Below are 26,509 nucleotides of genomic sequence, written 5' to 3'. Positions count from 1 at the left end.
ACGGATTTCTCCCAAGGCTATGCCTTGGATTTCTCCCGCCCCCGTCACACGCCGAGGTAGCGGCTGGGTTTGCCCGTATACAGCACCACCAAACGGTGCAGAGCGCGGGTCACGCTGATATAGAGAAGTCGGTCGTCCCACGGGTTGGCGTACAACGCGTCCGAAGCGTCCGCAAGGATCACTTGGTCGAACTCGAAACCCTTGGCGGCAAAGGCCGTGGTGACCACCACGCCGCCCACGTAGGTGGCGTCGGCATTGAGCAAAAGCACCGCGCCGATAGAGCGCAATTCGTCCTGCAATCTACGCGCCTCGTCCGCGCTTTTGGCAATAATTGCCACGGACGTATACCCCTTTTGGCGTGCCACGTCCACCTCGGCCTTGATGCGGCGCACCAAGTCCTCGGCGGCTACCGCCGCGACCACGGGCTCCTCTCCGTGGCGGTCGATGGGCGTGATGGCGACGGGGGTGAAGCGGTTGGCGTAGGTGGCTATCTCGTAGGTGGAACGGTAGGACGTGTTGATATCGAACCGAACGCACGACTCACCGCCCAGCATAGCCCGCGCGGTCTCTTCGTCCCCCACGTTGAGGAAAGGATCTGCCATTTGATTGACGTCGCCCAAGACGGTCTTGGGGCAACCGAACACGCGGTTAAAATAGGCGTATTGGGCGGGCGTATAGTCCTGCATCTCGTCGATGAAGAGGTGCTTGACCTTGTTGCCCTTCAACCTGACGCCCTCGATATGGCTCTTGAAGAGGATAAAGCCGAACACGTCCTCGTACGGAATGGGATCGTCCTCGCCGAACGTCTTGACGGGTGCGCCCTCTTTCTCGGCGAGGTCCCGCAGCATAATGCGGTACATGGCCAAGGTGTTGTAGCGCGTGAACATACTCATGATCATTTCGCTCACCCTGTCGCGGAGGGCGGCGCTCAATTTGCTGTGATAGGTATCGCCCATATCCCTGACGACGTATTCCACGATCTTTCTCATACGAACGAGCAAGGGATAGGCCGCGAAACGCTTGCCGTACAGCACCTCGAAGGTGGAGCGGGGACAGACGTAGGTCTTGCCTACCACGAAATCGCGGGGCTTGAAGCTGGCGCGCTCCACCCGTTTGGCAAAGCGCTCCACGTCCTCTACGAAGCGCGTGCTCGCCTTGTAGCGCATATCCGCGATAGAGGCTTCATCGGGCGGCGTGGCGTAAATCTTTTCGAGGTGTTCGTGCCGCGTTTCGTAGTAGTATTCGCTGAGTTCGTTGCGCACGATGTCCTCTATGCTCAACTGCTTGGCCATCTCCTCGCCCAATTCGGGCAAGACGTTGCCGATATACTTGGTGAACGCCTTGTTGGGCGTGATGATGAGCATATCCGACGCTTTGAGCGCACTGCGGCAATGATAGAGAATGTACGCCACTCTATGCAGCGCGATGGACGTCTTGCCGCTACCGGCCACGCCGAACACCAGCACGTTGTCGCCGTAGGAATGGCGAATGACGGCGTTCTGCTCCCGCTGAATGGTGGCCGCTATCTGGCGCATATTGACCGAGGCGTTTTTGCCCAACTCGGCCAACAGCACTTCGTCCAGAATGGTGGTGGACGTATCCACCACAAAGCGCAATTCGCCCCCCGTTATCTTGAATTGGTATTTGGCGTATATCTCGCCGCGCACGGTGCCCATGGGCGCTTCGAAGGCCGCCTTGCCCACGTCGTAGTTGTAGTACAAATCGGCGATGGGCGCACGCCAATCGATGACGTAGATGCCGCCCTTGCCGTCGTCCACCTGCGACAAGCCCACGTAGAAGGCGATGCGCTTGTCCGACGTCTCGCCGAACACCACCTTGCCGAAATAGGGGCTGTAGAGAAGGTTGTCGATCATATTGCGCCGCTTGGCGAGCATAACGTAGTGCTCCCCTTTGAGTTGCGCCTGCGTTTCTTCCTGCGACTGCTCGGTGTCGTCCATATCCGAGAGATTTTCCCATATCCGGTGGCGTTGCTCGATGAGCGTCTGCCCGGTCTCTCCCAATTCCGCGTCTATCTTCTCGGCCTGCGTGCGCAACACCGACAAAGTATTCGCTAAATATTCCTTTTCTTTGGCAATGAGTTTCTCTTCCATACTTCCCCCTATCGTAATACGGCGTCCGCCAATAGCATCAGCGTCAATATATCGCCCGCGCCACCCGTAGACAGGTGGCAACGCTCGAAATAGGCGCACGCCGCCAAGACGTCTTCCTCGTTGTAATGCTCGTACAAATACGCGGCGATGGTGGCCGCGTTGCCGGCCAACTCCGCACCCGCGCGATAATATAGACAACTGTCTTCGAGATGGGCCACCACGTACAGGAAAAAGCGCGCTTCCTCTCCTTTGGCCACGGCCTCGCGCAATAGGGGCAAGGCGTTCAACCAACGGCGGTAGCCCGCCTGCGCCTCGGCCAACGCGCCGCCCACCTGGTAACTCTCGTTGACCCAATCGCCGTGCGTGTCCTTGCGGCGGCGAATGGGCGCGGCCAACCGAGCGATCTGGTCGCTGACGGTCACGGGCGTCAAGGGCGCACCCTTGCGGTAGAGGCGGTAGTAGGCCGTGATGAACAGCCCGAGACAAAACACCGTGCCCTTGTAGACGTTGACGCCGTCCGTGACGGCGAATATCTCGTCGATGACCGCTTCGCCCACCTTTTCCATCACGGCGGAAACCTCGGCGTCCGACTTCTCGGCGAGGAACAGCCCCGTCTCGGCGAAGGTCTCCCAATGGGGCACGAGCATGGCGATGACCTTTTGCATGGTGGCATAGTCCAAATCGACGTGCGCCCCCGTTCCGTTCTTGTCCACCAAGCCGGGCTTGGGGGTGACGTCCAACTGCTTTTGCATAGCTTCGGCGGCCAGTGCCGCCATCGTCTTGGGATTCATTCCGTCCTCCACGTTCGTATAATTATTAATTATACCATAATTTTTCCTTCCGCGCTACCCTTTTTGCGAAAATCGTATCGTACCGCCCTGCCCCGCGCATACTAACGCCCGAAATACGGCGCGCGCCAAGGCAATAGGCGTGCGACGAGGAGGTATTATGCGCAACAAGACCAAAGCGAGTGCCGGACAAACCAACAAGTTCCACCTGTCCGCCCAAGACGAGGTGAAGAAAATCGCCCGACTGAAGGCGAAACGAAAGGCGAAAGAATCCTGAAAACCGCGTTTTTCTCTCTCTTATCGAGCCGCCCGCAAAACGCCGAGCGTTTTTTTGTCAATGGCGTGTTTCCATTTGTCGAAAACGGGGCTAATACTATATAATGGAAGCGAACGCGCAAGCACGCATTATTTGCGCGTTGACGAGATTATACGATAAGAGGAATATGGAAGAGATAAACGAAAAAGAAGAACGAGCCGCACGAGACGTTTTGGCCGCCTACGGCACACCCGACGAAGAGGTGACCGCAAGCGACACGACCGCACCCAACCCCGTAGCCGCGAGCGACGGGGATTTGTGTCTATCCGACCCAATAGAGGTCGGCGCGAGCGACGCGCCCAAAGAACCCCTCGCGGACCTGCGTATCGCCGAGGACAGCACGGCGGACGAGATACGGGAGGCCATCGACCGCCACACCGAAGCCATCTGCCAAACGATGAGCGACGAAGAAGCGGCCAAACTGGGCGAAAAGGTACTGGCCGACTTGGGCTACGGCGAAGAGCGCAACAAACTGCTCGAGGAGAAAAAAGCCGAAGAAGAAGCCAAGCGGCAAGCCGAACACGTCAAAAAAGTGACCTCGTACGACCTGCCCACCGACTACGTAAACCCCTTCGCCGCCGAAGCGCCCACCGAAACGGTGGACAATCTCGAAGACGCCTTGATGCACAGCCTCGCCGAACTCGGCAAGGTGGATATGGAATACGTGGCGGCCATCGCGGGGCGGGATCTCGCCGAGACCGTGCGGTTGCTGCGCCTGACGGGGAGCGTCTACCAAAACCCCAAGGAGTGGAACGAAGTGTTCTACAAGGGGTGGGTGACTTCGGACGAGTACCTTTCGGGCAACGTTCTGCAAAAATACGAGACGGCCAAAGCCGCCAACGAGAAATATCAAGGCTACTTCGACGCCAACGTGGAGGCGCTGGAAAAACTGTTGCCCGTGCGTTTGACCACCGACCAAATATACTACACGCTGGGTTCGCCCTGGATACCCGCCGAGATCGTCAACGATTTCGTCGTGGACCTACTGCACCTGGGGTTCAAACTGAAAGACGGCGTGGTACACGACACCCGCCTGAATCGTTGGAAGGTGCGCTACGGCGAAAAGTTCTCCACGGGCTACGGCACCAAACGCATTTCGCCGCCCCAAATCATCGAGGACACCCTCAACAACAAAGCCATCGTCATATACGACGTCAACCGCGTGTATCAACCGGGCTACGCAAGGAACCAGCGCTTCGAGCGCACGGTCAACAACGCCGAAACAGCCCTCGCAAGGGAAGCGCAAAACAATATCATCGAAGCCTTCAACCGCTACGTCAAAGGCAACGACAAGGTGCGCGAAACGCTGGAAGACATCTTCTACCGCCGCTACGGCTGTATCAAGGCGCGCCGCTACAACGGCTCCTTCCTCTCCCTGCCCGGCAAGAATCCCGTCATCACCATGTACCCCCACCAAAAGGACGCCGTGGCGCGAATTATCGCCTCACGTTCCACCCTTTTGGCGCACAGCGTGGGTACGGGCAAGACCTATATCATGATCGCCGCCGCGATGGAAATGCGGCGTATGAAACTATCCGAAAAAAACCTCTTCGTGGTGCCCAACAACATTTTGGGACAATGGGAAGAGGCCTTCTACACCCTCTACCCGCAAGCCCGCGTGTACGTGGTGTACCCCAAGGACTTCACGCCCAAAAAGCGGCAGGCGGTGCTACGACGCATCAAGACCGAAGACTACGACGCCGTCGTGATGGCCTATAGCAGTTTCGGCGCCATTCCCGTGGGATTGAAGCGCGTGCGGAACGAGCTTCGCCACGAGTTGAACGACCTGCCGGACACCCCCGAATACGCCGTGTACCGCCGCGAATTGGCCGACAAGATACTCACGGTGGAGGGCAAAATGCAACTGGAGGCGCCGGGCATCAAGTTCGAAGACCTGCGCGTCAACAGCCTCTTCGTGGACGAGGCGCACAACTTCAAAAACATCACCTTGGGCGGGCAAAGCGGCAACTTCTTCCAAAAGGCCGCGAGCGCCCACGCGGACGATATGCACCTCAAAGTGCGCGTGCTGTCGCGTTATACGGGCGCGAAGTCCATCGTGTTTGCCACGGGTACGCCCATCACCAACACCATCGCCGATATGTACGTCATGCAGAAGTTTTTGCAGCCGGGGCAACTGCACTTCTTGGGGTTGGACAGCTTCGACGAATGGGCGCTGATGTTCGGTGAACAAAGCGAGGACTTCGAGATAGACGTGGACGCCGTCAATTACCGTATGCGGCGGCGCTTCAACCGCTTCCACAACCTGCCCGAACTCACCAATATTTTCGCCTCGGTGGCCGACTTCCACCTCGAAGACAACGAAAACCTCTTCCGCGGCACGGTGGACTACCACAATATCGTGGTACCCCGCTCCAAAGAACAGTACGAGTACATACTTTCTTTGGCCGACCGCGCCGAAGATATCCGCGCGCACAATAGCGAACCGGGCGACAACCTCTTGAAAGTGACCGTGGACGGGCGCAAAGCCGCCCTCGATATGCGATTGGTCGATCCGACCGCACAGCCCTACCGCCACAGCAAAGTGGAGGCCTGCGCCGAAAACGTATATACGATATGGCGGGACAAGCCCTTGGTGACCCAACTCGTGTTTTGCGATATTTCCGCGCCCAAGTCCACCTTCAACGCGTACGACGAAATGCGCAGGCTATTGGTGGGACTCGGCGTGCCGAACGACCAGATCGCCTATATCCACGACGCCAAATCCGACCTCGAAAAACAGGCTTTGTTTGCGGCGGTCAACGAGGGCGCCGTGCGCGTGCTCATCGGCAGCACCTTCAAATTGGGGACGGGCGTCAACGTCCAGCGCCGCCTCTTTGCCGTGCATCACTTGGACGTACCGTGGCGTCCCGCCGATATGGTGCAACGAGAGGGGCGTATGCTACGGCAAGGCAACCAAAACGACGACGTGGAGATATACCGCTATATCACGGACGGCAGTTTCGACGCCTATTCGTGGCAACTACTCGAAAGCAAACAGCGCTTCATCAGTCAACTGCTCTACAACAGCCTCGACCGCCGCGACGGCGAGGACGTGGACGGGCTGACGCTCACCTACGCCCAGATCAAAGCCTTGGCCATCGGCGATCCGCGCATCAAAGAGCGCGTGGAGACCGCCAACAAGTTGGTGCGCTTGGTGCTACTGTCCAAATGCAAAGCCGAGCGCGACGAGCAACTGCATTACAAACTGCAATACATTCCCGCCGAGATAGAGCATATCAAACTGCTCATCAAGTGCTGTAAGGCCGACAACCGCACCTACGAGGCGCACAAGGCCGACCAGGTAAACCGCCGTCAAATAGGCGAAATCATCACCGCGGCCATCGCGTTGGACGTAGACCGCCCCGAAGAGGAGTTGCTGGCGGAATACAGAGGATTTAAGTTGGTGATACCCCAACGAATGGTGTATAATAATCCGCGTCTTATCGTGCGCGGCTCCTTCGATTGGCGCACCGACCTCGATATCGCCGGCTCGGCCCTGAGCGCGATGGCGGCGGTGGATCGCATTCTCAACGGATTCGGCGTGCGGGCGGCCGAGCTGAAAAACCGCCTCAACGACCTCTCCGCCGAACTCGAAGACGCGCAAAAGGAGTTGTCGCGGGTGGACAATCTGGAAGAAGAAATCGAAAAAACGAGGGAGACCCTCGCAAAACTTGACAAAGAATTGGGAGTGAACGACGATGAGTAAAACCGAAATACAATCGACGGGCATAGTGGGTATGTCCCCCACCGCTATGGTGGACTCGCTGGGCGCGTTGTACGTCAATACCATTCAAAGCGGCGAACCCGTGTGGAAAGTGCCCGCCGTCATGCTGTGGGGCATTCCCGGCGTGGGCAAATCGCAGGGCGTACGGCAACTTGCGCAATACATACGTCGGCATACGGGCAAAAAGGTGGAAGTCACCGACGTGCGCCTACTGCTATTCAACCCCATCGACCTCAGGGGTATTCCCACCGCAGACCAAAGCAAGACCTTCGCCATTTGGCTACGACCCAAGATTTTCGATATGCGCGCGGACGCGGACACCGTGAACATATTGTTTTTGGACGAAATATCGGCCGCGCTCCCCTCGGTGCAGGCGGCGGCCTACCAAATCACCCTCGATAGAGTCATCGGCGAGCACCGCCTGCCCGACAACTGCATCGTCATCGCCGCAGGCAACCGCGTCACCGACAAATCGGTGGCCTACAAGATGCCGAAAGCACTCGCCAACCGTATGTGTCACTTGCAGATAGACGTGGACTTCGACGCATGGCGAGAATGGGCGACGGCGCAAAAACTCGACCTACGTGTAGTGGTTTTTTTGTCCAACCGACAGGATCTGCTGTGCACGTTCAACGGCGGCAACGACGACGTGGCCTACGCCACGCCGCGCAGTTGGGAGATGGTGAGCAACGTCTTACTGCAAGGCTGTTACGCCGAAGTGAAAGAGGCCTACCCGATGATCGCGGGCTTGGTGGGCGTAGGCGTCGCCAACGAATTTTCCTCTTGGTGCCGCACGCACGCCACCTTGCCCAGCGTCAAAAAAATCATTGCGGGCGAATACCAAGCCGTGCCCAAGTCGCCCGACGCTTTGTACGCCACGGTGCGCCTCTTCGTAGCCGCCGTGGGCGACTGCAAAGACCTACCCAAAACGCGCGCGTTGGTGGCTTACAGCACCAACTTCCCGCCCGACTACACGGCCACTTTTTTCAAGGAGATGCTCGCCAAAGGCGAAGCGGTCAAAAAGCAACTGATGCAGATCCCCGAATTCATGCAATGGGTGGGTAAGCACGCCAACCTTTTCTAAATGGACCAACGCAAATTAGTCGAAAATATCATCGCCTGCAAAATAGACGTGTTGGAACGCAGCACCTTTTTCGGCTTGCTGATGCACAGCCTTATTTTTGCCGTCGATACCCAATGCCCCACCGCTTGCACGGACGGCGAACGGGTGTATTTCGGCCAAGCGTTCTGCGAGGATATGCCGCGGGACGAATTGGAAGTGGTGATGCTGCACGAGCTGATGCACGTGGTGTTGGGGCATTGTTTCCGCGGGCGGGGGTACAATCAACTACTCTACAACATCGCCGCGGATATCGTGGTCAACAGCACAATTCTGCATACATTGGGGCTGGACGTTACGGTGAAGGGCACCGAACTCATCCACCTCGAGCCCAACGGAAAAGAGGGCTACCTCTACACCGCCGAGGACGTGTACAAAATGCTCCTCGATACGCTCAAACCGCACAAGAGCGGCAAAAAACGCAAAAAAAGCGATACGGCGGGAGGGCCGATGGGCGACGACGAGGGCGAAGGCGGCAACGAGCAAACCGACGCGGACGATGCGAACGGCGACAGTCGTAGCGGCGGCACCCGCGGCGAAAACGAAGCGAACGCAAAAGACGGCACGGGCGATTGGCACGAGGACTACGACACGTCCGCCTACGACGAGGGGCGGCTGGACGACCACTCGCGGTGGAGCGAAGTATCTGCCGCCGCCAAAGCCGAATGGCAAGGGCGCATTATGGACGCGGCCAAAACCACGATGGAACAGGGCGTACACGCGGGCAAGGGCGCGGAATTGGCCAAACGCTACTACGACGAATTGACGAGGCCGACCATCGATTGGCGGCTCTTACTCCAAAACTTCATACAGACCGACGTGACCGACTACTCCTTCATGCCCCCCGACAGGCGCTTTGCGGACGTGTTTTTGCCCGACTTCAACGAGCCGACCGATACGGTGAAAAACCTGTGGCTCGTGATGGACACCTCGGGCTCCATCTCCAACGCAGATATGGCGCGGGCGTTCAGCGAGATAAAGGGCGGTATAGACCAATTCGGGGGCGCTCTATCGGGCAAATTGTCCTTTTTCGACGCCAAGGTCACCGAGCCCGTGGACTTCGAGACCTTCGAAGACGTGCGCAAGATCGTTCCCAGAGGGGGCGGCGGCACCAACTTCCACGCGGTGTTCGACTATTTCCGCAAGCACCTCTACGAAAAAGAAGAGATCACGGGCATCATCATCTTCACGGACGGCTACGCCGTCTTCCCGCCCGAAAGCATGGCGTTGGACACCCCCGTATTTTGGCTCGTCAACAACCGCTTGGTCACCCCGCCTTGGGGTATCGTGGCGCGGTATCTGCCCGAAACGAAATAGCGTGCCAAACGGCACGCCGACGCAAAACGCTATTGCTTCGCCTCGTCTTTTCGGCCTTTTTTGAACAGGCGGTCGAGGTGAGGCTTGATGGATTTACCTTGCGTAAGATGCGCCTTGACCTTGTCTTTGAGGGGATACAACAGCGCGTACAACGCGAAGAATCCGCCCAAGAAAGCCGCCACCGTGTAAAAACGCATTTCGCCGAATCCCGTATAGAACAAAACGAGAAAATAGGAAGTGGCCGCGACGGACACGAATACGGCGTCCGCAAGGAGTTCCACGGCCTTGCGCCCTTTGGCGAGAACGCGTACGACGTACAAAAAACCGTAGAACAGCGCGGAGAATACGCCCGCGCCCAAACACGCCAAAAAGACCAAAGGCTGCATATCGACCGTATTCATTTCATCAACCTCTTGAAAAAGGACTCTTTGCCCGCCTGTTTGGCGTACCGCAGGGACGAAACGCTCCCCGCCAGCACCAACTTGCCCTCCTCTACCGATAGGTGCAAAGGCGTAAAGCCCACGCCCGAGAGGCTCAACACGTTGTCCGCCAGGGCTACTTCGACCAACTTGTCGGTCATGGTGAGGACGTTTTCCACGCCCGTAACGGTGATTTTGGTGGCGATAGTCAGGGTATGCGCTTGGTTTTCCATACCAAAAGATATGCGGGTGCCCTCGCCTTTATGCCCCGCGCGCCGTCCGTGAAAGTTGACTATTGCATTTTGAGCGTTTTTGGTATATACTGTAAGGAGAAAAGTCCTTGACTTTTCCTACGATTGCGACCGGAGGAGACGAGTTTATGAAAATTACCTTTATCGGCGCGGCGCACAACGTGACGGGGTCCTGCACCCTTTTGGAAGCGTGCGGCAAACGCGTTTTGATAGATTGCGGATTGGAGCAAGGGCCCAAAATGTTCGAGACGTGCGAGTTGCCCGTGGCGACCACCCAAATAGACGCGATGGTGCTGACGCACGCGCATATCGACCACTCGGGCAAGATTCCTTTCCTCGTCGCCAACGGCTACGACGCGCCCATTCTCACCACCGAAGCGACCAAGCGCCTGTGCGCGATAATGTTGCGCGACTCCGCCCACGTGCAGGAGTTCGAGGCCAAGTGGCGCAATCGCCGCGCCAAACGCGCGGACGAAGAGGAATATAAGCCCCTCTACACCGCCGAGGACGTGGAACGCGCGATGGATATGTTCGACGGCTACGCCTACGGGGACACCGTGCGCATTGCGGACGGGCTGACCGTCACCTTTTACGACGCGGGGCACCTCTTGGGCTCGGCGTCCGCTTTGTTCGATATCACCGAAGACGGCCAAAACCGCCGCATTCTCTTCTCGGGCGATTTGGGCAACCCGCCCCGCCCGCTCATACGCGCCACCGCCACTCCGCCCACGTGCGACTACGCCGTGGTGGAATCTACCTACGGCGACCGCCTGCACGGAGAACGAGAGGACTTCGTGGAGCAGTTGTCCACCGTCATAGAAGAGACGCTCAAACGAGGCGGCAACGTGGTAATACCCTCTTTCGCGGTGGGCAGAACGCAGGAACTACTGTACCTCTTGCGCATCATCAAGGAACGCAAAAAGGTACCCTCGTACCCCGACTTTCCGGTCTATTTGGACAGTCCGTTGGCCGTGGACGCCACGCATATATACAGCCAAGACCTCGAAGGCTATCTCAACGAGGAAGCCCTCGCTTTGATGGCCGAGGGCGTCAACCCCATCGGCTTCGGCAACCTGCACCTGTCGGTCACCGAGCAGGAGTCGCGCGCCATCAACACGAATCCAACGCCCAAAGTCATCATATCGGCGGCGGGTATGTGCGACGCGGGCAGAATCCGTCACCACCTCAAACACAACTTGTGGCGGGAGGAATGCACCGTGCTGTTCGTGGGCTACCAAACCGAAGGCACGTTGGGGCGCAAACTGCTGGACGGCGCCGCCTACGTGGAGATATTCGGCGAGGAGATAGCCGTCAAGGCGCATATTATGGCGATGAAAGGCACGAGTTGCCACGCGGACAGAGATATGCTTTTGGATTGGCTCAAGACCACCGAGGCCCAAAAAGTGTTCGTCAACCACGGGGAAAGCGCGGTGACGGACGTCTTCGCCGAGACAGTCAAAGTGCGCCTCGGCGTGGAAGCCGTAGCCCCCTACAGCGGGGACGAATTCGACCTCGCGGACGGCAGTTGTCTGTACAAAGCCCCCGTCAAGGAAGTGCCCAAGAAAGTGAAGGCGCACCGCCGCGCCGTGGCCGTATTCGAGGCCTTGCGCCTGGCGGGCAAACGCCTCATGAACGTCATCGAGCAAAACAGAGGGGGCGCCAACAAAGAATTGGCGCGTTTCACCAACCAAATCAACGCCTTGTGCGACAAATACGAACGAAAAAACGACGAATAAACGCGCTTTAACGACGCAACGCCCGAGGAAGTTCTTTGTCTTCGGGCGTTCTTTTGTAAATAATCGCAAAAAAATAGCCATATTTGCGCTTATTTTTTGCAAATACACCTTTCTTCGTTTGGTTTTTGGGGTACAAATATTGTATGATGGTTATACGGGGTTTTGTTTAATAAACAAAATCGACACCCCGTAGGAGCGGCGATCTTGCGCTCCGAAGGTGAATTTATGTACGTCAGCACACGCGGAAACGAACGAGTATCGGCCAGCACCGCCATCGTCGAGGGCATCGCCCGTGACGGCGGTCTTTTCGTGCCGGAACGCCTGAACGAATTGGATCTGACGGCCCTCGCGGGCGCAAGCTACCGCGACGTGGCCCGCAAAGTCTTCGCGCTTTTCTTTGACGATTTCACCGCGGAAGAGATAGACGAAGTGGTCGACAAAGCCTACAACCCCGAGAACTTTCCCTCGGGCGAAGTGGCGCTGTCCACCTTCGGCAACCGCACCTTTTTGGAATTGTGGTGGGGGCCGACCTTGGCCTTTAAGGATATGGCGTTGACCGTCCTGCCCCACCTCGTGGCCGTCGCCAAACGCAAATTGGGGCTGACCCACCGTACCTTGGTGCTGGTGGCCACCTCGGGCGATACGGGCGGCGCGGCCCTGTCGGGCTTCAAAGGCGCGGAGGGGTTCGACACCCTCGTCCTGTATCCCTTGGGCGGCGTGTCGCAAATGCAGGAGAAGCAAATGCTCTCCTTTACGGACGACCATACGCACGCCTACGCGTTGGAAGGCAATTTCGACGACTGCCAGACCTACGTCAAGCAGTTGTTCGCCGCCTATCCCGAGGGGGAAGAAGCGGTCAAGTTGTCCTCGGCCAACTCCATCAACATAGGCCGCCTGGTGCCCCAAGTGGTCTACTACGTCTACGCCTACCTCGCGCTCGTCCAAGAGGGCAAACTCGCGATGGGCGACAGTCTGGACGTGGTGGTACCCACGGGCAACTTCGGCGACATTTTCGCGGCCTACCTCGCCAAACGGGTAGGCACGCCCATCGGTCGTTTGACCTCGGCCAGCAATACCAACAACGTGCTGTACGACTTTTTCCGCACGGGGACCTACGACGCCGACAGACCTTTCCACAAGACCTATTCGCCCGCGATGGATATATTGGTATCGTCCAACCTCGAACGGTTGCTATGGTACGCCGCCGACGGCGACGGCAAGCAAGTGGCCGCCTATATGGAAGCCTTGCGTACCCAAAAAGCCTATACCGTATCCCCCGAAGTGATGGCCAACCTCAAAGATTTCGACTACGCCTATTGCGACAACGCCACCACGCTCGCCTCTATCCGCGAGGTCTTCGACGAGCTGAACTACTTGGTGGATCCGCATACGGCGGTGGCCTGTCGGTGCTACCGCGACGGGGGCCGTCACACCCTCATCGTGTCTACGGCAAACCCCTACAAATTCCCCTCCACCATCGCGGAGGCCTTGGGGCTTCCCATTGCCGAGGACGAGATGCAGGTGGCAAAAGACGTGGCCGCGTACACCAAGACCGCCATACCGCAAGGCATCGCCAAATTGTTTGCAAGCGACGTGCCTCGCCACGTCACCACCAAAGACGAGGTAAAGGATCTCGTGATGCCGCACGTCACCGTCAAGGTGCCCGCGTCCAGCGCCAACCTCGGCCCCGCCTTTGACATAGCGGGCGTGGCGTTGTCACTTTACAATACGTTCGTCTTCGCCCATAGCGACGCGGACGTCCTCGCGGGGTTCGCGCCCCAAGACAGCGGTGAGGACAACCTCGTATTGCGCGCCTATCGCTATGCGCAGACGAGATTGGGCCTGCGGCACACGCCCGTCAAAATCCGCCTTTTGGAGGCCGATATCCCCTATTCGTCGGGCTTGGGCAGCAGCGCGGCCTGCATCGTCGCGGGCGTGATGGCCGCCGCCCTTTTGGGCAAAGCGGACGCGTCCCGGCGTCTTCTCACCGACATTATGACCGAGATGGAAGGTCACCCCGACAACGTGGTGCCCGCGTATCTCGGCGGCTTGGTGGTCAATATGACCGTGGACGGCGAAGTGTTCAGTTACGGCTTGCCCGTATCGAACGACCTATTCTTTACCGCGCTCGTCCCGCCCTTCTCTTTCGCCACCAAAGAATCGAGAAAAGTGGTGCCCGCCGCCTTTTCGAGAGCGGACGCCATACACAACGCGGCGCGTTGTATGCTGTTGCCCGAGGCTTTGCGCACGGGGGACATAGACCTCATCAAAGCCGTCTTCAACGACCGCTGGCATCAACCCTATCGTCTGCCCCTCATCGAGGGCGCGTACGCCGTCAAACTGACGTTGGAAGACGTGGGTTTTGCGGTGGCGTTGTCGGGCGCGGGGCCGACGCTTTTGGCGGTAGGTCGCCGCTACGTGACCGAAAAAGACGTGGACGTAGATTGGAAAATCATGCCCTTGACCATTGCGGACGGGGCAATCAACATATAGGAGAAAACGATGAAAGTAGGTATTTTGGGTTATGGAACCATCGGTAGCGGCATTTTGGCCTTGGTGCAAAAATTGCCCGCCGCGTACGGCGTGGAGGCCGTAAAGGTCTTCGATTTGCCGCACAAAAAGGAAGTATTGGGCGACCTCTACACGGGCAACGCGGACGATATATGCCTCGCCGCGGACGTGGACGTGGTGTTCGAGGCCATGGGCGGCGACCAATTCGCGCACGAGTGCATCGTCAAAGCTCTCCGATCGGGCAAAAGCGTCATCACCTCCAACAAAGAGGTGGTCAGCAAGCATTTCGAGGAGTTTTTCACGCTCGCCGAGCAAAACGGCGTGTATTTCCTCTGCGAAGCCTCGGTGGGCGGCGGCATCCCCTGCATACGCACCCTGATGCACCAAGTACAATTCGACGAGATCAAAAACGTGTACGGCATATTGAACGGCACCACCAACTTCATTCTCACCAGGATGAGCGAAGGGCAATCTTTCGCCGAGGCGCTCGCCACCGCGCAAAAACTCGGCTTCGCCGAGGCGGACCCCACCGCGGACATCGAGGGATTGGACGTACTGCGCAAGATAAGCATATTGTCCAACATTGCCTACGGCACCAGACTCAGCTACGACCAAGTGAAGCATTTTGGCATCGCCAAGGTGGACGAAAGCATATTGCGGGACGTGGAAGCCCGCGGCAAAGTGCTGAAAATGGTGGCGCAATCCACCCTCGCGGACGGCTGTCTGAAAGTGTCGGTCGAGCCCGTGCTCTTGGACAAGACCCATCTTTTGGCCGCCGCTTCGGACGAATATAATATGGTGGTGTACGACTGCCGCGACAACGGCACGCTGTCCCTCTACGGCAAGGGCGCGGGGCGCTACCCCACCGCGAGCGCGATGATCGCGGATCTAATGGATATCGTACAAGGCAACGCGGCCTTCCAACCCAAAGCCGCCGTCTATCCCACCGTGAGCAACTTCGACCGCGACAGCGACTATTACGTCGTCAAGGACGGCGTGGCGCGCGTCACGCACGGCTTGCCCCAAGACGGCGATTATACGTTCTACGCACGCATTTTCTAAACGAAACAACAACAAGGATTTTCCCAAGGAGGACAAAATATGAAACAATATAACGTAGCCGTAGTAGGCGCCACCGGTCTGGTGGGTAGCACGTTTCTCAAAGTTTTGGCGGAGGAGAACTTCCCCATCGCCAACCTGCGCCTGTTCGCCAGCGCCAAGTCGGCGGGCAAGGTGATCGTGTACGAGGGCAAAGAGTACACGGTGGAAGAACTCCGCGAAGGGTGCTTCGAAGGCACCGAGATCGCCCTCTTCTCGGCGGGCGGTACCATCAGCACCGAATGGGCGCCCGAAGCCGCCAAGTCGGGCGCGGTGGTCATCGACAACAGCAGCGCCTGGCGTATGAACGAGGAATGCGCCCTCATCGTGCCCGAGATCAATATCGACGACTTCGACACGCACAACAACATCGTCGCCAACCCCAACTGCAGCACCATCCAAAGCGTGCTGCCTTTGAAACCTTTGCAGGACAAGTGGGGGTTGAAACGCGTGGTGTACAGCACCTACCAAGCCTGCTCGGGCAGCGGTATGAAAGGCAAAGCCGACCTCGAGCGCACCCGCAAAGGCGAGCCCAATCAATTCTATCCCTACAATATCGCCGAGACCTGCATACCGCATATCGACGTCTTCCTCGACAACGGCTACACCAAAGAGGAAATGAAGATGGTCAACGAGACCAGGAAGATTTTGGGACTGCCCAACCTGCCCGTGTCGGCGACCTGCGTGCGCGTACCCGTCAGCAACGGTCACGCCGTAGCCATCATGGCCGAACTCGCCAAGCCCTTCGAGTTGGACGAGATCCGCAAGGCTTTGGCCGAGACCGAAGGTATCGTGGTATTGGACGATCCCCAAAACAATATCTACCCCGTGTCCACCGTGGCCAACGGCAACAACCTCGTGTACGTCGGGCGTATCCGCCGCGACCTGTCCTGTGAAAACGGGCTTCTTCTGTACTGCGTGAGCGACAATATCCGCAAGGGCGCCGCCGCCAACGCCGTGCAAATCGCATTGAAACTCATCAAAGAAGGAAAGATCTAATGTTTACCGTATGTAAATTCGGCGGCTCGTCGGTCGCCGACAGCACACAATTCAGCAAAATCAAGCATATCGTCCTCGCCGACCCCAACCGCCGCTTGGTGGTGGTGTCCGCTATGGGCAGGCGCAACAAGGAAGACTACAAGGTGACGGATATGTTGTACCTCACCTACGCGCACGTCAAGTACGGCGCCGACTACAAGTGCGTGCTCAACGTCATACGCGAGCGCTACCAAGAGACCGCCAACGAGTTGGGCATCGACTACGACGTGGCGGCCGAGTTCGACAAGTTGGAAGCGCAGATCGCCAAAGGGTGCACCGAGGAGTTTTTGGTGAGCCGCGGCGAGTATCTCTGCGCCAAATTGATGGCGGCGTATCTAGGCTACACCTTCGTGGACGCGGTGGACGTGGTACACTTCCGCTACGACGGCACGGTGGACGATCAGCGCACCTCGCGGGATATCGCGGCGGCATTCGAGCAATACCAGCGCGTGGTCATTCCCGGCTTCTACGGCAGTTATCCCTCGGGCGAGGTCAAACTGTTTTCGCGCGGTGGCTCGGACATTACGGGCGCCATCGTCGCCAAGGCCGTCAACGCCGAGAAGTACGAGAATTGGACGGACGTGAGCGGCGTATATATGGCCGACCCGCGCATCGTGGACAAACCCCGCCATATCGCCGAAGTCACCTACGACGAATTGCGCGAGTTGTCCTATATGGGCGCGAGCGTATTGCACGAGGAGACCATTCTGCCCATCCGCGAGATCAACATTCCCATCTATATCCTCAACACCAACGCCCCCGAGGACAAGGGCACCAAGATATGCAAGGACGCGGCCAAGAGCAAGCAGGCCATCACGGGCATCGCGGGCAAAAAGAACTTCAAGGCATTCACCATCGTCAAGGACACGGCGGCAAGCAAATTGAAGGTCATCAAGGACGTATTGGATATCTTCGACAAATTTGCGGTGCCGGTGGAACACATTCCCACCGCAATAGACTCCTTCAACGTCATCGTGGAGGCAAAGTACACCGAAAAAGTGACCTACGACATTCTCACCGAGATAGCCAAACTGCCCGAGGTGACGTCGGTGGATATTGACAACGACCTTGCTTTGGTGGCTGTGGTCGGGCGCAATATGGTCACCAATACGGGTATCTCGGGCGCCATCTTCTCCATCTTCGGCAAGCACGGCATCAACATCAAGACCATCGCGCAAGGCACCCGCGAAATCAATATCACCGTGGGCATCGCCAACGCCGACTTCGAGAAATGTATCCGCGCTATCTACGAGGATATGGTATAAAAAGATAAAATCCGATTTTTTTGCCTTGAGCGAAATTTGTGCTTTTGCGCAAGTTGTGGGCGCGCTAAGCGCGAAATCGTTGCCTATGGTAACCGCTAAAAAGATTTGGGCTGTCACAGGACAGCCCATTTTTATTGCTATTTTTTGTTGTTTATTTAGCGTACAATTTTTCCTTTTACACGAACAAACGTGAGTTCTTTTTCATTGCTACTTGAATAAATGAACTCCGCATTCCCCGCCGCATTCAATTTGACTTCGCTTTCCTCGCCGTCTGCCCCGACTTTGTAGTAGAGAGCACAATCCTGATACAAGCCGGATATAGCACCGGTCACTCTAACCTTGTAAAACACAATGCGAAACGTTCCACCCGCATAAGTGCCGCTGCTCGTAACGTCTTTGGAAATCGTCAAATAATAATCATAGTTACTCAACGTTAATTTGATTTCATTGGATGCGTCCTCTTGTTTAGTCGCATTCTCTTTTTTTGCCGCTTTCTCGAGACTTCCGTTAAGCGTTTCCGTCGATATACATCCTATGAGAGAAATCGTCAATATCACTATCAAGCATACGAAAACAAATAAACCCTTTTTCATAATTATCTCCTTGTCGTAAACTATAATGATTTGATTATATCACGATAGTGTAGCATTGTCAATGCTATAGTTTTAATATCATAGAGCAATATGGGATATTATTAAACTATCGTATAATATTTGAGGGGTGACTATGGATAATGCAACGGTAGGCGCGAGGATACGACAACTGCGCGAAGAACGTAAAATGAACCGCAACGAATTGGCCAACAAGGCGGGCGTATCTCCCACGTATATATATCAACTAGAGAAAGGCGAAAAAAGCCCTACCGTAGAATACCTCGGCTATATATGCGATGCCTTGTCGGTATCGCTACACGAGTTCTTTTCTGCGAATACAAACGGGGCAGATGGCAAAATCGACTTTTCGCTCGCAACTCTTACCCAAGAACAAAAGAACTTTTTGGAGTTGTTTTTGAATAGCCTGAAACCGTACTGAAAACCGATTTAAGATACTATATAAAAGAAAAGTCCGCAACGGGGTTACTCGTCGGCGGGCTTTTTTCTTTGGCGTTTTTCGTAGGGTAAAACGTGGTAATCGGCAAAGAATCTATGGGTACGTAGGTAGATAAATTGTGCCAAAAGCCCCGTGAGAAGCCCCGTGCCCACCGAGATGGCGACGAGGACGGGAAGGTAGTAAAACACGGCCGCGGTCGAGGTGAGCAACGCCGCCACCGCCACCTGTGCCGAAACGTGCGTGACCGCGCCGAAGACGCCCGCCACCCATATTTGACGGGGGGATAAAACGAAATACAATAGAAGCGTGACGAGGTAACACGCGACGCCACCCGCAAGGCTGTAGAGAAAAGCGGTCAACGAACCCGAAAACAGACTGCCCAACCCTATGCGTACCAAGAGAATGATAGCGGCGTCCACGGGACCGAGGGCAAACGTAGCGAACAGGCTGACGATATTGCTAAGCCCCAATTTGACGCCCGGAATGGGCAAAGGCAAGGGGATCTGCGCCTCCACCACGAACATGGCCAACGCCAATGCCGCGAAAATAGCGTCGTAGGCCACCCGCTTGACCACCTTGACGCGCGACCGCCGCTTCGCGGGCACGTCGGCCTCTCCTCGTGCGGTCTCCTCGACCGACGCGCACGAAGCCGCCTTTCCCAAAGGCGTATCGCCGTCCGTCGCCGCATTTTTCTCCTGCAAGGAGTCGTCTACTTCGCGCTCGTCCATATCATTGTACCACGGCGTTGTCGTCTCGGTCGGTTATCCGCACGACCAATCGGTGGGGCAGGCACACCAAGGGCCGCCCGCTCGAACTCGTCCACCCCTGGTGCACGCAGTCCGCGCCCTCGCAGTCGGCGGACACCACGCGCACGCGCCCCTTTTCAAAGGCCAGCGTATTGATGCCGTAGGGGGTGGTGATGACTTTTTCATACGGCGCGTCTATTTGCGCAAGGTCCACCGAATAGACCTCTACGCCGTCCACGTACACGGTGGCCACCGCGCCGCCACGACGGGGCAAACACCATAGCAAAACCGCCGCCACGACGGCGACCGCGGCCAACGCCGCCACTATGACGATCCACACCCGTTGTCTGACCATAGCGCTAACACTTCACCTTGCCCGCCATCACGTCCTCGTATTGCGTGAGGAAAGTCTCCACGCGCCCGAAGCCCGCCGAGAGGTCTACGCCCAATCGCGCCTCGCGGTCACGATACCAGCGGTAGAGGTCCAAAGCGTCCCGACGAGCGGGCGCGAAGGGGAAGCGCAAGACGTAGCAATGGTCGCTGTTGAAGAAGTTGCGGCCTATGCGCACCTCGTTGCGAACGCCGTGCTTGTTGAGTTGCTTGGCCATATAGGCGGCCTCGCCCAAGCAGAGAAAGTCGGTAGCACCCCCGTTGTTGTAGCACTCGGGATAGTCGGGATTGATATAATTCTGCGGATTGGCCTCTTTGTAATACTGCCAACGGCGAAAGGCCTTGCGCGTGGGTTGACCGGACACGTAGCGCACGATGAGCGTATTGGTCATGGGGATATGGTACATACGCTCGAAATTGAACGCACCGCTGATGAGGATAAGCCCTACGGGCTTGGTCTTGAGCGCGGGCACGCCCGTCTTGGCTACGTACTCGGGGCTGCTTGCCGCCGCGCCTACGCACGCCGAGAGGTGACCGCCCGAACTGTCCCCCGTCACCACGATATTGTCGGGGTCGATGCTATAGAGGTCGGCGTGGTCCACCAAATAGTTGTAGGCGTCTATGCAGTCCGCGAGGTTGATGGGGAAAAACACGCGGGGGCAAAGCCGATGGTCGATGACGGCGACCACCGCGCCCATCGTGGCGAAACAGCGCGCGTATCCGTCGCGGCGCGGGCGATTGTGGATCATCCACCCGCCACCCGGTATGTCCATCACCACGGGATAACGCACGCCCTCTTGCATCTCGGCGGGGAAGTACAGATCCATCACCAAATCCTCGCCGTCCACCGTCTTGTAGACAACGTTCTTTTGCACGCGTACCTCTTGGTCGAACGGCGTGCGGCTGTTAGGCTCGGCGCGCGACTCCTCGGCCACATCGAAGACGTCGGCCATGATGGGATAGAGGGGCAATTTGTGCTCGCGGCGGAAGGTGCGGCGCTCCTCTTTGAGCGCGTTCTTGGCCACTTTGCGTTCGAGGTGCAGGGTGCGCCGTTTGACGCGGTATTCTACCCGCTCCATCTCCCCTTTCTGCGCTTTGAGCGCGTGGCGTTTGAGGTGATAGACGCGTTTGATCTCGTGCCGCCGCGCGAGGTGCTCGTTGTGATAGGCCTTGTGATTGGGATTGTCGTGCTTTGCCATACGTTTCTCCTTTGGGAAGGACGGCTCGTCCTTCCCCACGCCCCGTGGGGGGGGTATATTCGGCGAATACCGTTACTCGTATATCGCCCGCTTTGTCGGTCATGCCGCAACGGTTTGCGGCGTATGCCGTTTTGCTTTTTGCCGTGCGCTACGTCGTGCGCAGTCCTTTGGGATAGTGGTTTTTGAGCACGCCGTCCACCGCCTTGTAGCCGCCCAACGGACAACCCAAAACGCGCAGAACGCCCCATCCGTCCGCCACGTCCGCGAGGATGGTCTCGCCGTGCAGATAACGCAAAAGGCGGTCGTCGTCCAAAGCCAAATCAAGTCCGTTGCGTAGCGGCAGGCATTTGAAAACCATGTGATGCGGCTCTACCCGAAGGCCTTTGCGCCCTGCCGTCACTTCGCCCACTTTGACGCCCGCCGACAACACGCCGTAAGGCGGTACGGGCATACCGTCGGGCACCAAACACACCTGCCCGCCCACGTAGCACGCTTCCGCCCGAATGGGCGCAAGGGCCACCTCGCGCAGGAATGATTCCACCGCACGTGCTTCCGCCCCGCCAAGACGCTTCGGCGGCGCGATTTTCGGGGGTACGGGGGTGGGGGATACGCGCCGCAGCACCGCCACGAAGTGCCCTTCGCCCTCGCCCAAATGGGGATAAAATCGCCGTGCGAAAGGGTACGTAAGATAGGTGGTGGCGGCAAGGACGCGCGCGGTGGGCGTTTCGCCCACGAAGTCGCCCGAATCCAATAAATAGCGCACGCTCTCCTCGTTTTCTTCCTCGGCAAACGTGCAGGTGCTGTATAGCAACCGACCGCCTTCCTTGACGCACCGCGCGGCGCAGTCCAATATGCGGCGTTGCCGTTCGGCGCACATACGCACGTTGTCCTCGCTCCACTCGTCCACGGCCAAGGGGTTTTTGCGAAACATTCCCTCGCCCGAACACGGCGCGTCCACCACCACGACGTCGAAGATAGCGCCGAACGTATCGGCCGCTTTGTCGGGGGTAAGCGAGGTAACGAGGACGTTCGTCAATCCCATGCGCTCCACGTTGCCCATAAGCGTCTTGGCCCGACCGAGGTCGATTTCGTTAGCGACGAGCCTCCCCTCTTCGCCTATCATCTGCGCGATGGCCGTACTCTTGCCGCCCGGGGCCGCGCATAGGTCGAGCACCGTGGCGCCACGAGGGAAATCGTAGGCGTTGGCGACCAGCATAGCCGACGGATCCTGCAAATAATACGCACCCGCGTGGTGCAGTGGATGCTTGCCCAACTCGCCGCGGTAGCGATAGCCGCCCGCTTGATAGGGAATGGGCGCAAATTCACACCCCAACGCGGACAAGAGCGTCTCGTCCGACACGAACCGCCGATTGACGCGCAAGCCCTTGGCGGCCTCCCTATGGTAGGTCGCCGCGAAGGCGGCGTATTCGTCGCCCAACTGACGCGTCATTCGTTCGCAAAACGCTTGGGGTAATTTTATTTCCATGTTATTCTATGTCTTCAACCGACGAAACCGCCTCTTGATCGCCGAGCGCAGGGGCGGACGTTTCCGCCGCGACTTCGTCCGAAGCGCTCTCCGCCGTAATACCTTCGTCAAAAGTAGGCGCCGAATCGGTTTCCTCGTCGAGGTCGGCGGGCTCAACGGGTTCTATGAGGCGACGGCGGGCGCAATACGCCCACAACACGACGTAAACGACGAACAACGCCCCCGCGAACGCACCGCCTATGGGATAGGCTACCCGCGTAGGCAGGCGGAAGCCTTCGGACGCCGCGAGAATGTAGGTCATGCTGACCGCCGACATAAAGGTGGCGGGCAACGCCGTCAACAGAGAGCCGAAACGGTAACGCCCCTTGCGCACGAGGTACGCGGTGGCCACCCACAAAGCGATCATCGCCAAGGTTTGATTGCTCCAGGAGAAATACCGCCATATAATGCCGAACCCGTTGTCGTTGGCGATGGCAAACCAAGTGAGCAACCCACCCACGGCCAGCAAGGGTATGGTGATGAGCAAGCGGTTGCGTATTTTCTTTTGATCGAGACGGAAGGTCTCGGCGAGAATAAGGCGCGCGCCGCGGAACGCCGTGTCGCCCGATGTAATGGGGCAAACGATCACGCCCGCCACGGCCAACACGCCGCCGAACACGCCCAACACACCCGTGGATATCTCGTACACCACGTTGGACGCGCCGCCCGCAAGGGCCTCGTTGAGCAGTTGGGTGGTGCCGTAAAACGCCACGCCCGCGGCCGCCCACACGAGGGCGATGACCGATTCGCTAATCATCGCACCGTAGAAGACCTTGCGCCCCACCCGCTCGTTGAGGATACACTTGGCGACCATGGGCGATTGGGTGGCGTGGAATCCCGACACCGCGCCGCAGGCCACCGTGATAAACATATAGGGCCACACGGGCGTGCCGGTGGGGTGCAGATTGTCAAGCGTCAACTCGGGAATGACGTACTTGCCGCCCGAAAACGCTATGCCGCCCAACACGGCCGCCGCCATCACGATGAGCAGTACGCCGAACACGGGATAGAGTTTGCCGATGAGTTTGTCGATGGGCAACAAGGTCGCCAACAAATAGTAGACGAGAATGATGATGGCCCAAAACGTGCCGTTCATCCAGGGCACGGGCACCAGCTTGGCCAATAGCGCCGCGGGGCTGGTGACGAACACCGTGCCGCACAGCACCAACAGCACCACCGAAAAAATGCGCATCACCCATTTGGCGACCTTGCCGAGGTAGGTACCCGACAATTCGGCAATGGACGCGCCGCCGTGGCGCGAACTGATCATACCCGACATATAGTCGTGTACCGCGCCGCCCAAAATGGAGCCGAAGACGATCCACAAAAAGACGACGGGCCCGAACACCGCGCCCATCAGAGCGCCGAAGATGGGACCGGTGCCCGCGATATTGAGAAGTTGCACCAAAAACGCCTTCCACGTCTTCATCGGCACGCAGTCCACGCCGTCGTTGATGGCGACGGCGGGCGTGAGTCGTCCGTCCACGCCGAACGCTTTTTCGGCCACACGACTATAAATGCAATAGCCGACGATAAGCACGGCAAATGCGATCAACAATGAAATCATACGCTTACCTTTATCGCAATCGACCCAAAGGCGATAGGCTTTTCAAAATAAAAGCGAGGCGCCGCAAAAGACGCGGCACCTCGGCATACGAAGGGTTTAACGATTACTGCTGCTCGAAGACGACGAAGAATTGCCTTGCAGTTTGGCGATGATCTCCAACACTTTGAGCAAGAGTTGCAAAAACTCCATGATAATGTCGTTGATATATTGGATATTGTACAACTTGAAGAGTTTGCGCATCATTTCGATTTCTTCATCCGTGGCCATATTGTCTTTGCGGAGAATTTCGCACGCTCTTTGCTGTGCTTTCTTCTCCGTCTTCAAGGTCATGACGGACAGCACGAATGAGACCGAATAGATGGCCAAACCCACTGCGGCGGCGATGATGGTGCCCACGCCGTTGAAGCCAAACACCAAAAAGTCGATAGCCACGCCGATCAGCAAGATGGGAATGAACGCGAAGGGGCCCAAATACATCAAGGGGGTGAGAATGACGCGCGTACGCATATCCTTATCGCCCTCTTTGTCCAAAATGGCCAACGCAGACTTCTCGGCGCCCATAGCCAACGAGGTGATGCTGGGCTTCTTGGTGGTCAATCTTCTCAAACGCACCTTTTTGAAATAGTGCGAATAGCTGTTGCCGAACAGCATCGAGCCCACCACGGACACTTTGATATGCTGTAGCCCGTTTTTGTCCAAAATCATACGGGCGGCCTCTTTGCCCGACAGGTTGCGCGAATTCATTCGACGGTTGTACACCATATACTTGATGGACAGCCAAATGGATACGAAAATGGAAAAAACGGCGACTACCGCGATGAGGCAGGCCACGATGAATATGGCCCATTGCAACGCGGGAGATACGTTTTTGAATTGCTCTATATCGTTGAAAAACGGCATAATATGTACTCCTTTTATTTGATACCAAATTAATATTTCGCTTTATAGACTCAGTCCTCGTCGCCCACGATCTCACGATACAGTCGGTCGTACCGCTCGAACGCGGCGGTGATCACGTCCTCGTCCACGATATACTCGAAATACTCCTCGTCGCCATCGCGCCGAACGGCGAACACGTACACCAGATCTTCCTCGGCCTCCTCCACCGTCTCGGGCGAAACGGGAACCGCCAAAACGTAGTGCACCGCGTCCACCTCGACGCACCCGATGATGAGAAACTCGTCCTCGTGGCCTTTGTTGTCCGAAAGGGCGATGAAATCGGGGGCCTCGTCGTCCGTAATAAACTCTACGTCGTACTCCGCCATACCGTCACCACTTGTTGTGCACGTGCTCGGCAAAGACCAGCCTGTCCTTGACCTCGATGACCGTGCCGTCGTCCAGCACGGCCTTGCCCGTGAGGCGACCGAAGACTTGGTGGGGTATCATGCACAATACGCCCAGATCGAAAGGCGCCTGACGATCCAATACGGGCACGAAACTCATCTCGAAACGCCCGTCGTTGGACGTGAACGTCCAAGGCTCCATATAGACATAGTTGCCCTCGGCATCCTTGGGAATGTTGAAGGTTATCTCGTCCAACTTGTGAGATTTGCCGTTGAAGAACAGCATATTTTCGGTGGCGGCCGACGTGTTGCCGAAGCCGTAGCCGATATTGTAGCCGAAGCGGTCGCCCGACTCCAAAATCATTTGGCCGCTACCCCAATACCAGGTGTTGTCGTACGTCCACACGCCTCTGCCCCAATCGAGCGTGCCCAACGAGCCGTTAGCGCGATTGAACTCATACCGTACCCCGTCGAACTCGCACCATCCCTCGGCGTACATACAGTTGATTTTTTGGTTGTAGTAGAAGTGTTTGGGCTTGTCGAAGGGGGTGGCGATGACCATGCTCTCCTCGGGGAAACCCGTCAGCACCACGTCGAAGGTAAGGGGTTTCTTGCTGTTGACGAAATTGTCGTATTTGCCGAAGAGGTGGCGCGTCTCGCCGTCGTTGGTGAAGGTGATCTCCAACGTGCCCGCTTTGGCCGACACGTCGCCCTTTTCGCTGGTGGAGGGCATACCCACTTTGCCCATGGGCATCACGCCCAACTCGCTGTCGTTGAATTGGAAAGGCTTGTCTCCGTAGCCCAACAAGGACACGGACAGACTGCTGACGTAGCCCACGTCCGAGATGGTGAGGCAAAGGCCCACGTCTTGATTGCCGATATAGTAGTAGTCCCACTCCTTGATGCGGATCTTAGGGGCCTTGATATCGGCGCGATCGTATTGCCAGTACAACTTCTTGGCGAAGCCGGGCTCGGCGATATTGCCCTCCGCGTTCAAAAGGCGTTGGGGCGCTGTGATCTCGTGTTGTGTACTCATAATCTCTCTCCTTTGGAGT

At 57.4% G+C, this 26,509-nt stretch carries 22 protein-coding genes; 9 read left to right on the top strand and 13 right to left on the bottom strand.

The window, feature by feature from the left end:
• Positions 1-44: 44 nt before the first annotated feature.
• Both II896_01835 and II896_01830 read right to left on the bottom strand, forming a co-directional pair.
• Positions 45-2,111 carry a UvrD-helicase domain-containing protein gene (locus II896_01835; protein ID MBQ4443387.1) on the bottom strand — a complete coding sequence of 689 codons (2,067 nt, stop codon included), beginning with the start codon at positions 2,109-2,111 and terminating at the stop codon, positions 45-47.
• 8 nt (positions 2,112-2,119) lie between these two features.
• Positions 2,120-2,902, bottom strand: a complete 783-nt coding sequence (locus II896_01830) for a triphosphoribosyl-dephospho-CoA synthase (protein MBQ4443386.1) — start codon at positions 2,900-2,902, stop codon at positions 2,120-2,122.
• Between the two features lie 440 nt (positions 2,903-3,342).
• Between II896_01830 and II896_01825 the strand changes: the two genes are divergently transcribed.
• Genes II896_01825 through II896_01815 form a run of 3 tightly spaced genes read left to right on the top strand, consistent with a single transcriptional unit; the run spans position 3,343 to position 9,376 of the window.
• Positions 3,343-6,921, top strand: coding sequence for a DEAD/DEAH box helicase family protein (locus II896_01825; GenBank protein ID MBQ4443385.1), 3,579 nt, complete (start codon positions 3,343-3,345; stop codon positions 6,919-6,921).
• Entirely contained in the window at positions 6,914-8,023 is a 1,110-nt protein-coding gene (locus II896_01820; protein ID MBQ4443384.1) for an AAA family ATPase, read from the top strand. The genes II896_01825 and II896_01820 overlap by 8 nt, the downstream gene beginning before the upstream one ends.
• A complete protein-coding gene (locus tag II896_01815; GenBank protein ID MBQ4443383.1) occupies positions 8,024-9,376 on the top strand; it encodes a hypothetical protein in 1,353 nt (450 codons plus the stop codon). It begins immediately after the preceding gene.
• Positions 9,377-9,405: 29 nt separating this feature from the next.
• On the opposite strand, the gene II896_01810 is transcribed toward II896_01815, so the two are convergent.
• A complete protein-coding gene (locus II896_01810) occupies positions 9,406-9,777 on the bottom strand; it encodes a spore cortex biosynthesis protein YabQ (protein ID MBQ4443382.1) in 372 nt (123 codons plus the stop codon).
• Positions 9,774-10,028 (bottom strand): hypothetical protein, encoded by a 255-nt coding sequence (locus II896_01805; protein MBQ4443381.1) that lies wholly within the window; start codon positions 10,026-10,028, stop codon positions 9,774-9,776. Before II896_01805 ends, II896_01810 begins: the two co-directional genes overlap by 4 nt.
• A gap of 146 nt (positions 10,029-10,174) precedes the next feature.
• Between II896_01805 and II896_01800 the strand changes: the two genes are divergently transcribed.
• The 5 genes from II896_01800 to II896_01780 all read left to right on the top strand — a co-directional run bounded on the left by II896_01800 (position 10,175) and on the right by II896_01780 (position 17,694).
• Positions 10,175-11,782: an MBL fold metallo-hydrolase gene (locus II896_01800; GenBank protein MBQ4443380.1), complete on the top strand. Its 1,608-nt coding sequence runs from the start codon at positions 10,175-10,177 to the stop codon at positions 11,780-11,782.
• A 225-nt stretch (positions 11,783-12,007) separates the two neighbouring features.
• Positions 12,008-14,275, top strand: coding sequence for a threonine synthase (locus tag II896_01795; protein MBQ4443379.1), 2,268 nt, complete (start codon positions 12,008-12,010; stop codon positions 14,273-14,275).
• Between the two features lie 9 nt (positions 14,276-14,284).
• Positions 14,285-15,355 (top strand): homoserine dehydrogenase, encoded by a 1,071-nt coding sequence (locus II896_01790; GenBank protein ID MBQ4443378.1) that lies wholly within the window; start codon positions 14,285-14,287, stop codon positions 15,353-15,355.
• 39 nt (positions 15,356-15,394) lie between these two features.
• On the top strand, positions 15,395-16,390 hold the full coding sequence (locus II896_01785; protein ID MBQ4443377.1) for an aspartate-semialdehyde dehydrogenase: 996 nt from the start codon (positions 15,395-15,397) through the stop codon (positions 16,388-16,390).
• Positions 16,390-17,694 (top strand): aspartate kinase, encoded by a 1,305-nt coding sequence (locus II896_01780; protein MBQ4443376.1) that lies wholly within the window; start codon positions 16,390-16,392, stop codon positions 17,692-17,694. The genes II896_01785 and II896_01780 overlap by 1 nt, the downstream gene beginning before the upstream one ends.
• A gap of 155 nt (positions 17,695-17,849) precedes the next feature.
• On the opposite strand, the gene II896_01775 is transcribed toward II896_01780, so the two are convergent.
• Positions 17,850-18,287 carry a hypothetical protein gene (locus II896_01775; GenBank protein ID MBQ4443375.1) on the bottom strand — a complete coding sequence of 146 codons (438 nt, stop codon included), beginning with the start codon at positions 18,285-18,287 and terminating at the stop codon, positions 17,850-17,852.
• Between the two features lie 133 nt (positions 18,288-18,420).
• Here II896_01775 and II896_01770 point away from each other — a divergent pair, with 133 nt between their 5' ends.
• Positions 18,421-18,726 (top strand): helix-turn-helix transcriptional regulator, encoded by a 306-nt coding sequence (locus II896_01770; GenBank protein ID MBQ4443374.1) that lies wholly within the window; start codon positions 18,421-18,423, stop codon positions 18,724-18,726.
• A gap of 44 nt (positions 18,727-18,770) precedes the next feature.
• On the opposite strand, the gene II896_01765 is transcribed toward II896_01770, so the two are convergent.
• The 8 genes from II896_01765 to II896_01730 all read right to left on the bottom strand — a co-directional run bounded on the left by II896_01765 (position 18,771) and on the right by II896_01730 (position 26,490).
• Positions 18,771-19,472: a Gx transporter family protein gene (locus II896_01765; GenBank protein ID MBQ4443373.1), complete on the bottom strand. Its 702-nt coding sequence runs from the start codon at positions 19,470-19,472 to the stop codon at positions 18,771-18,773.
• Position 19,473: 1 nt separating this feature from the next.
• Positions 19,474-19,845: a NusG domain II-containing protein gene (locus II896_01760; GenBank protein ID MBQ4443372.1), complete on the bottom strand. Its 372-nt coding sequence runs from the start codon at positions 19,843-19,845 to the stop codon at positions 19,474-19,476.
• A 4-nt stretch (positions 19,846-19,849) separates the two neighbouring features.
• A complete protein-coding gene (locus tag II896_01755; GenBank protein MBQ4443371.1) occupies positions 19,850-21,079 on the bottom strand; it encodes an alpha/beta hydrolase in 1,230 nt (409 codons plus the stop codon).
• A gap of 148 nt (positions 21,080-21,227) precedes the next feature.
• On the bottom strand, positions 21,228-22,565 hold the full coding sequence (locus II896_01750) for an SAM-dependent methyltransferase (GenBank protein ID MBQ4443370.1): 1,338 nt from the start codon (positions 22,563-22,565) through the stop codon (positions 21,228-21,230).
• A gap of 1 nt (position 22,566) precedes the next feature.
• Positions 22,567-24,171: a carbon starvation protein A gene (locus tag II896_01745; protein MBQ4443369.1), complete on the bottom strand. Its 1,605-nt coding sequence runs from the start codon at positions 24,169-24,171 to the stop codon at positions 22,567-22,569.
• 96 nt (positions 24,172-24,267) lie between these two features.
• Positions 24,268-25,071, bottom strand: coding sequence for a zinc metallopeptidase (locus II896_01740; protein MBQ4443368.1), 804 nt, complete (start codon positions 25,069-25,071; stop codon positions 24,268-24,270).
• A 50-nt stretch (positions 25,072-25,121) separates the two neighbouring features.
• On the bottom strand, positions 25,122-25,436 hold the full coding sequence (locus tag II896_01735) for a DUF1292 domain-containing protein (GenBank protein MBQ4443367.1): 315 nt from the start codon (positions 25,434-25,436) through the stop codon (positions 25,122-25,124).
• 4 nt (positions 25,437-25,440) lie between these two features.
• Positions 25,441-26,490 (bottom strand): DUF2804 domain-containing protein, encoded by a 1,050-nt coding sequence (locus tag II896_01730; protein MBQ4443366.1) that lies wholly within the window; start codon positions 26,488-26,490, stop codon positions 25,441-25,443.
• Between the last annotated feature and the right edge of the window lie 19 nt (positions 26,491-26,509).

This window comes from Clostridia bacterium (assembly GCA_017394805.1).
GTDB lineage: Bacteria > Bacillota > Clostridia > Christensenellales > CAG-1252 > RUG14300.
The sequence above is the reverse complement of the archived record's forward strand: the minus strand, read 5'-3'. Positions and strand labels throughout refer to the sequence as shown.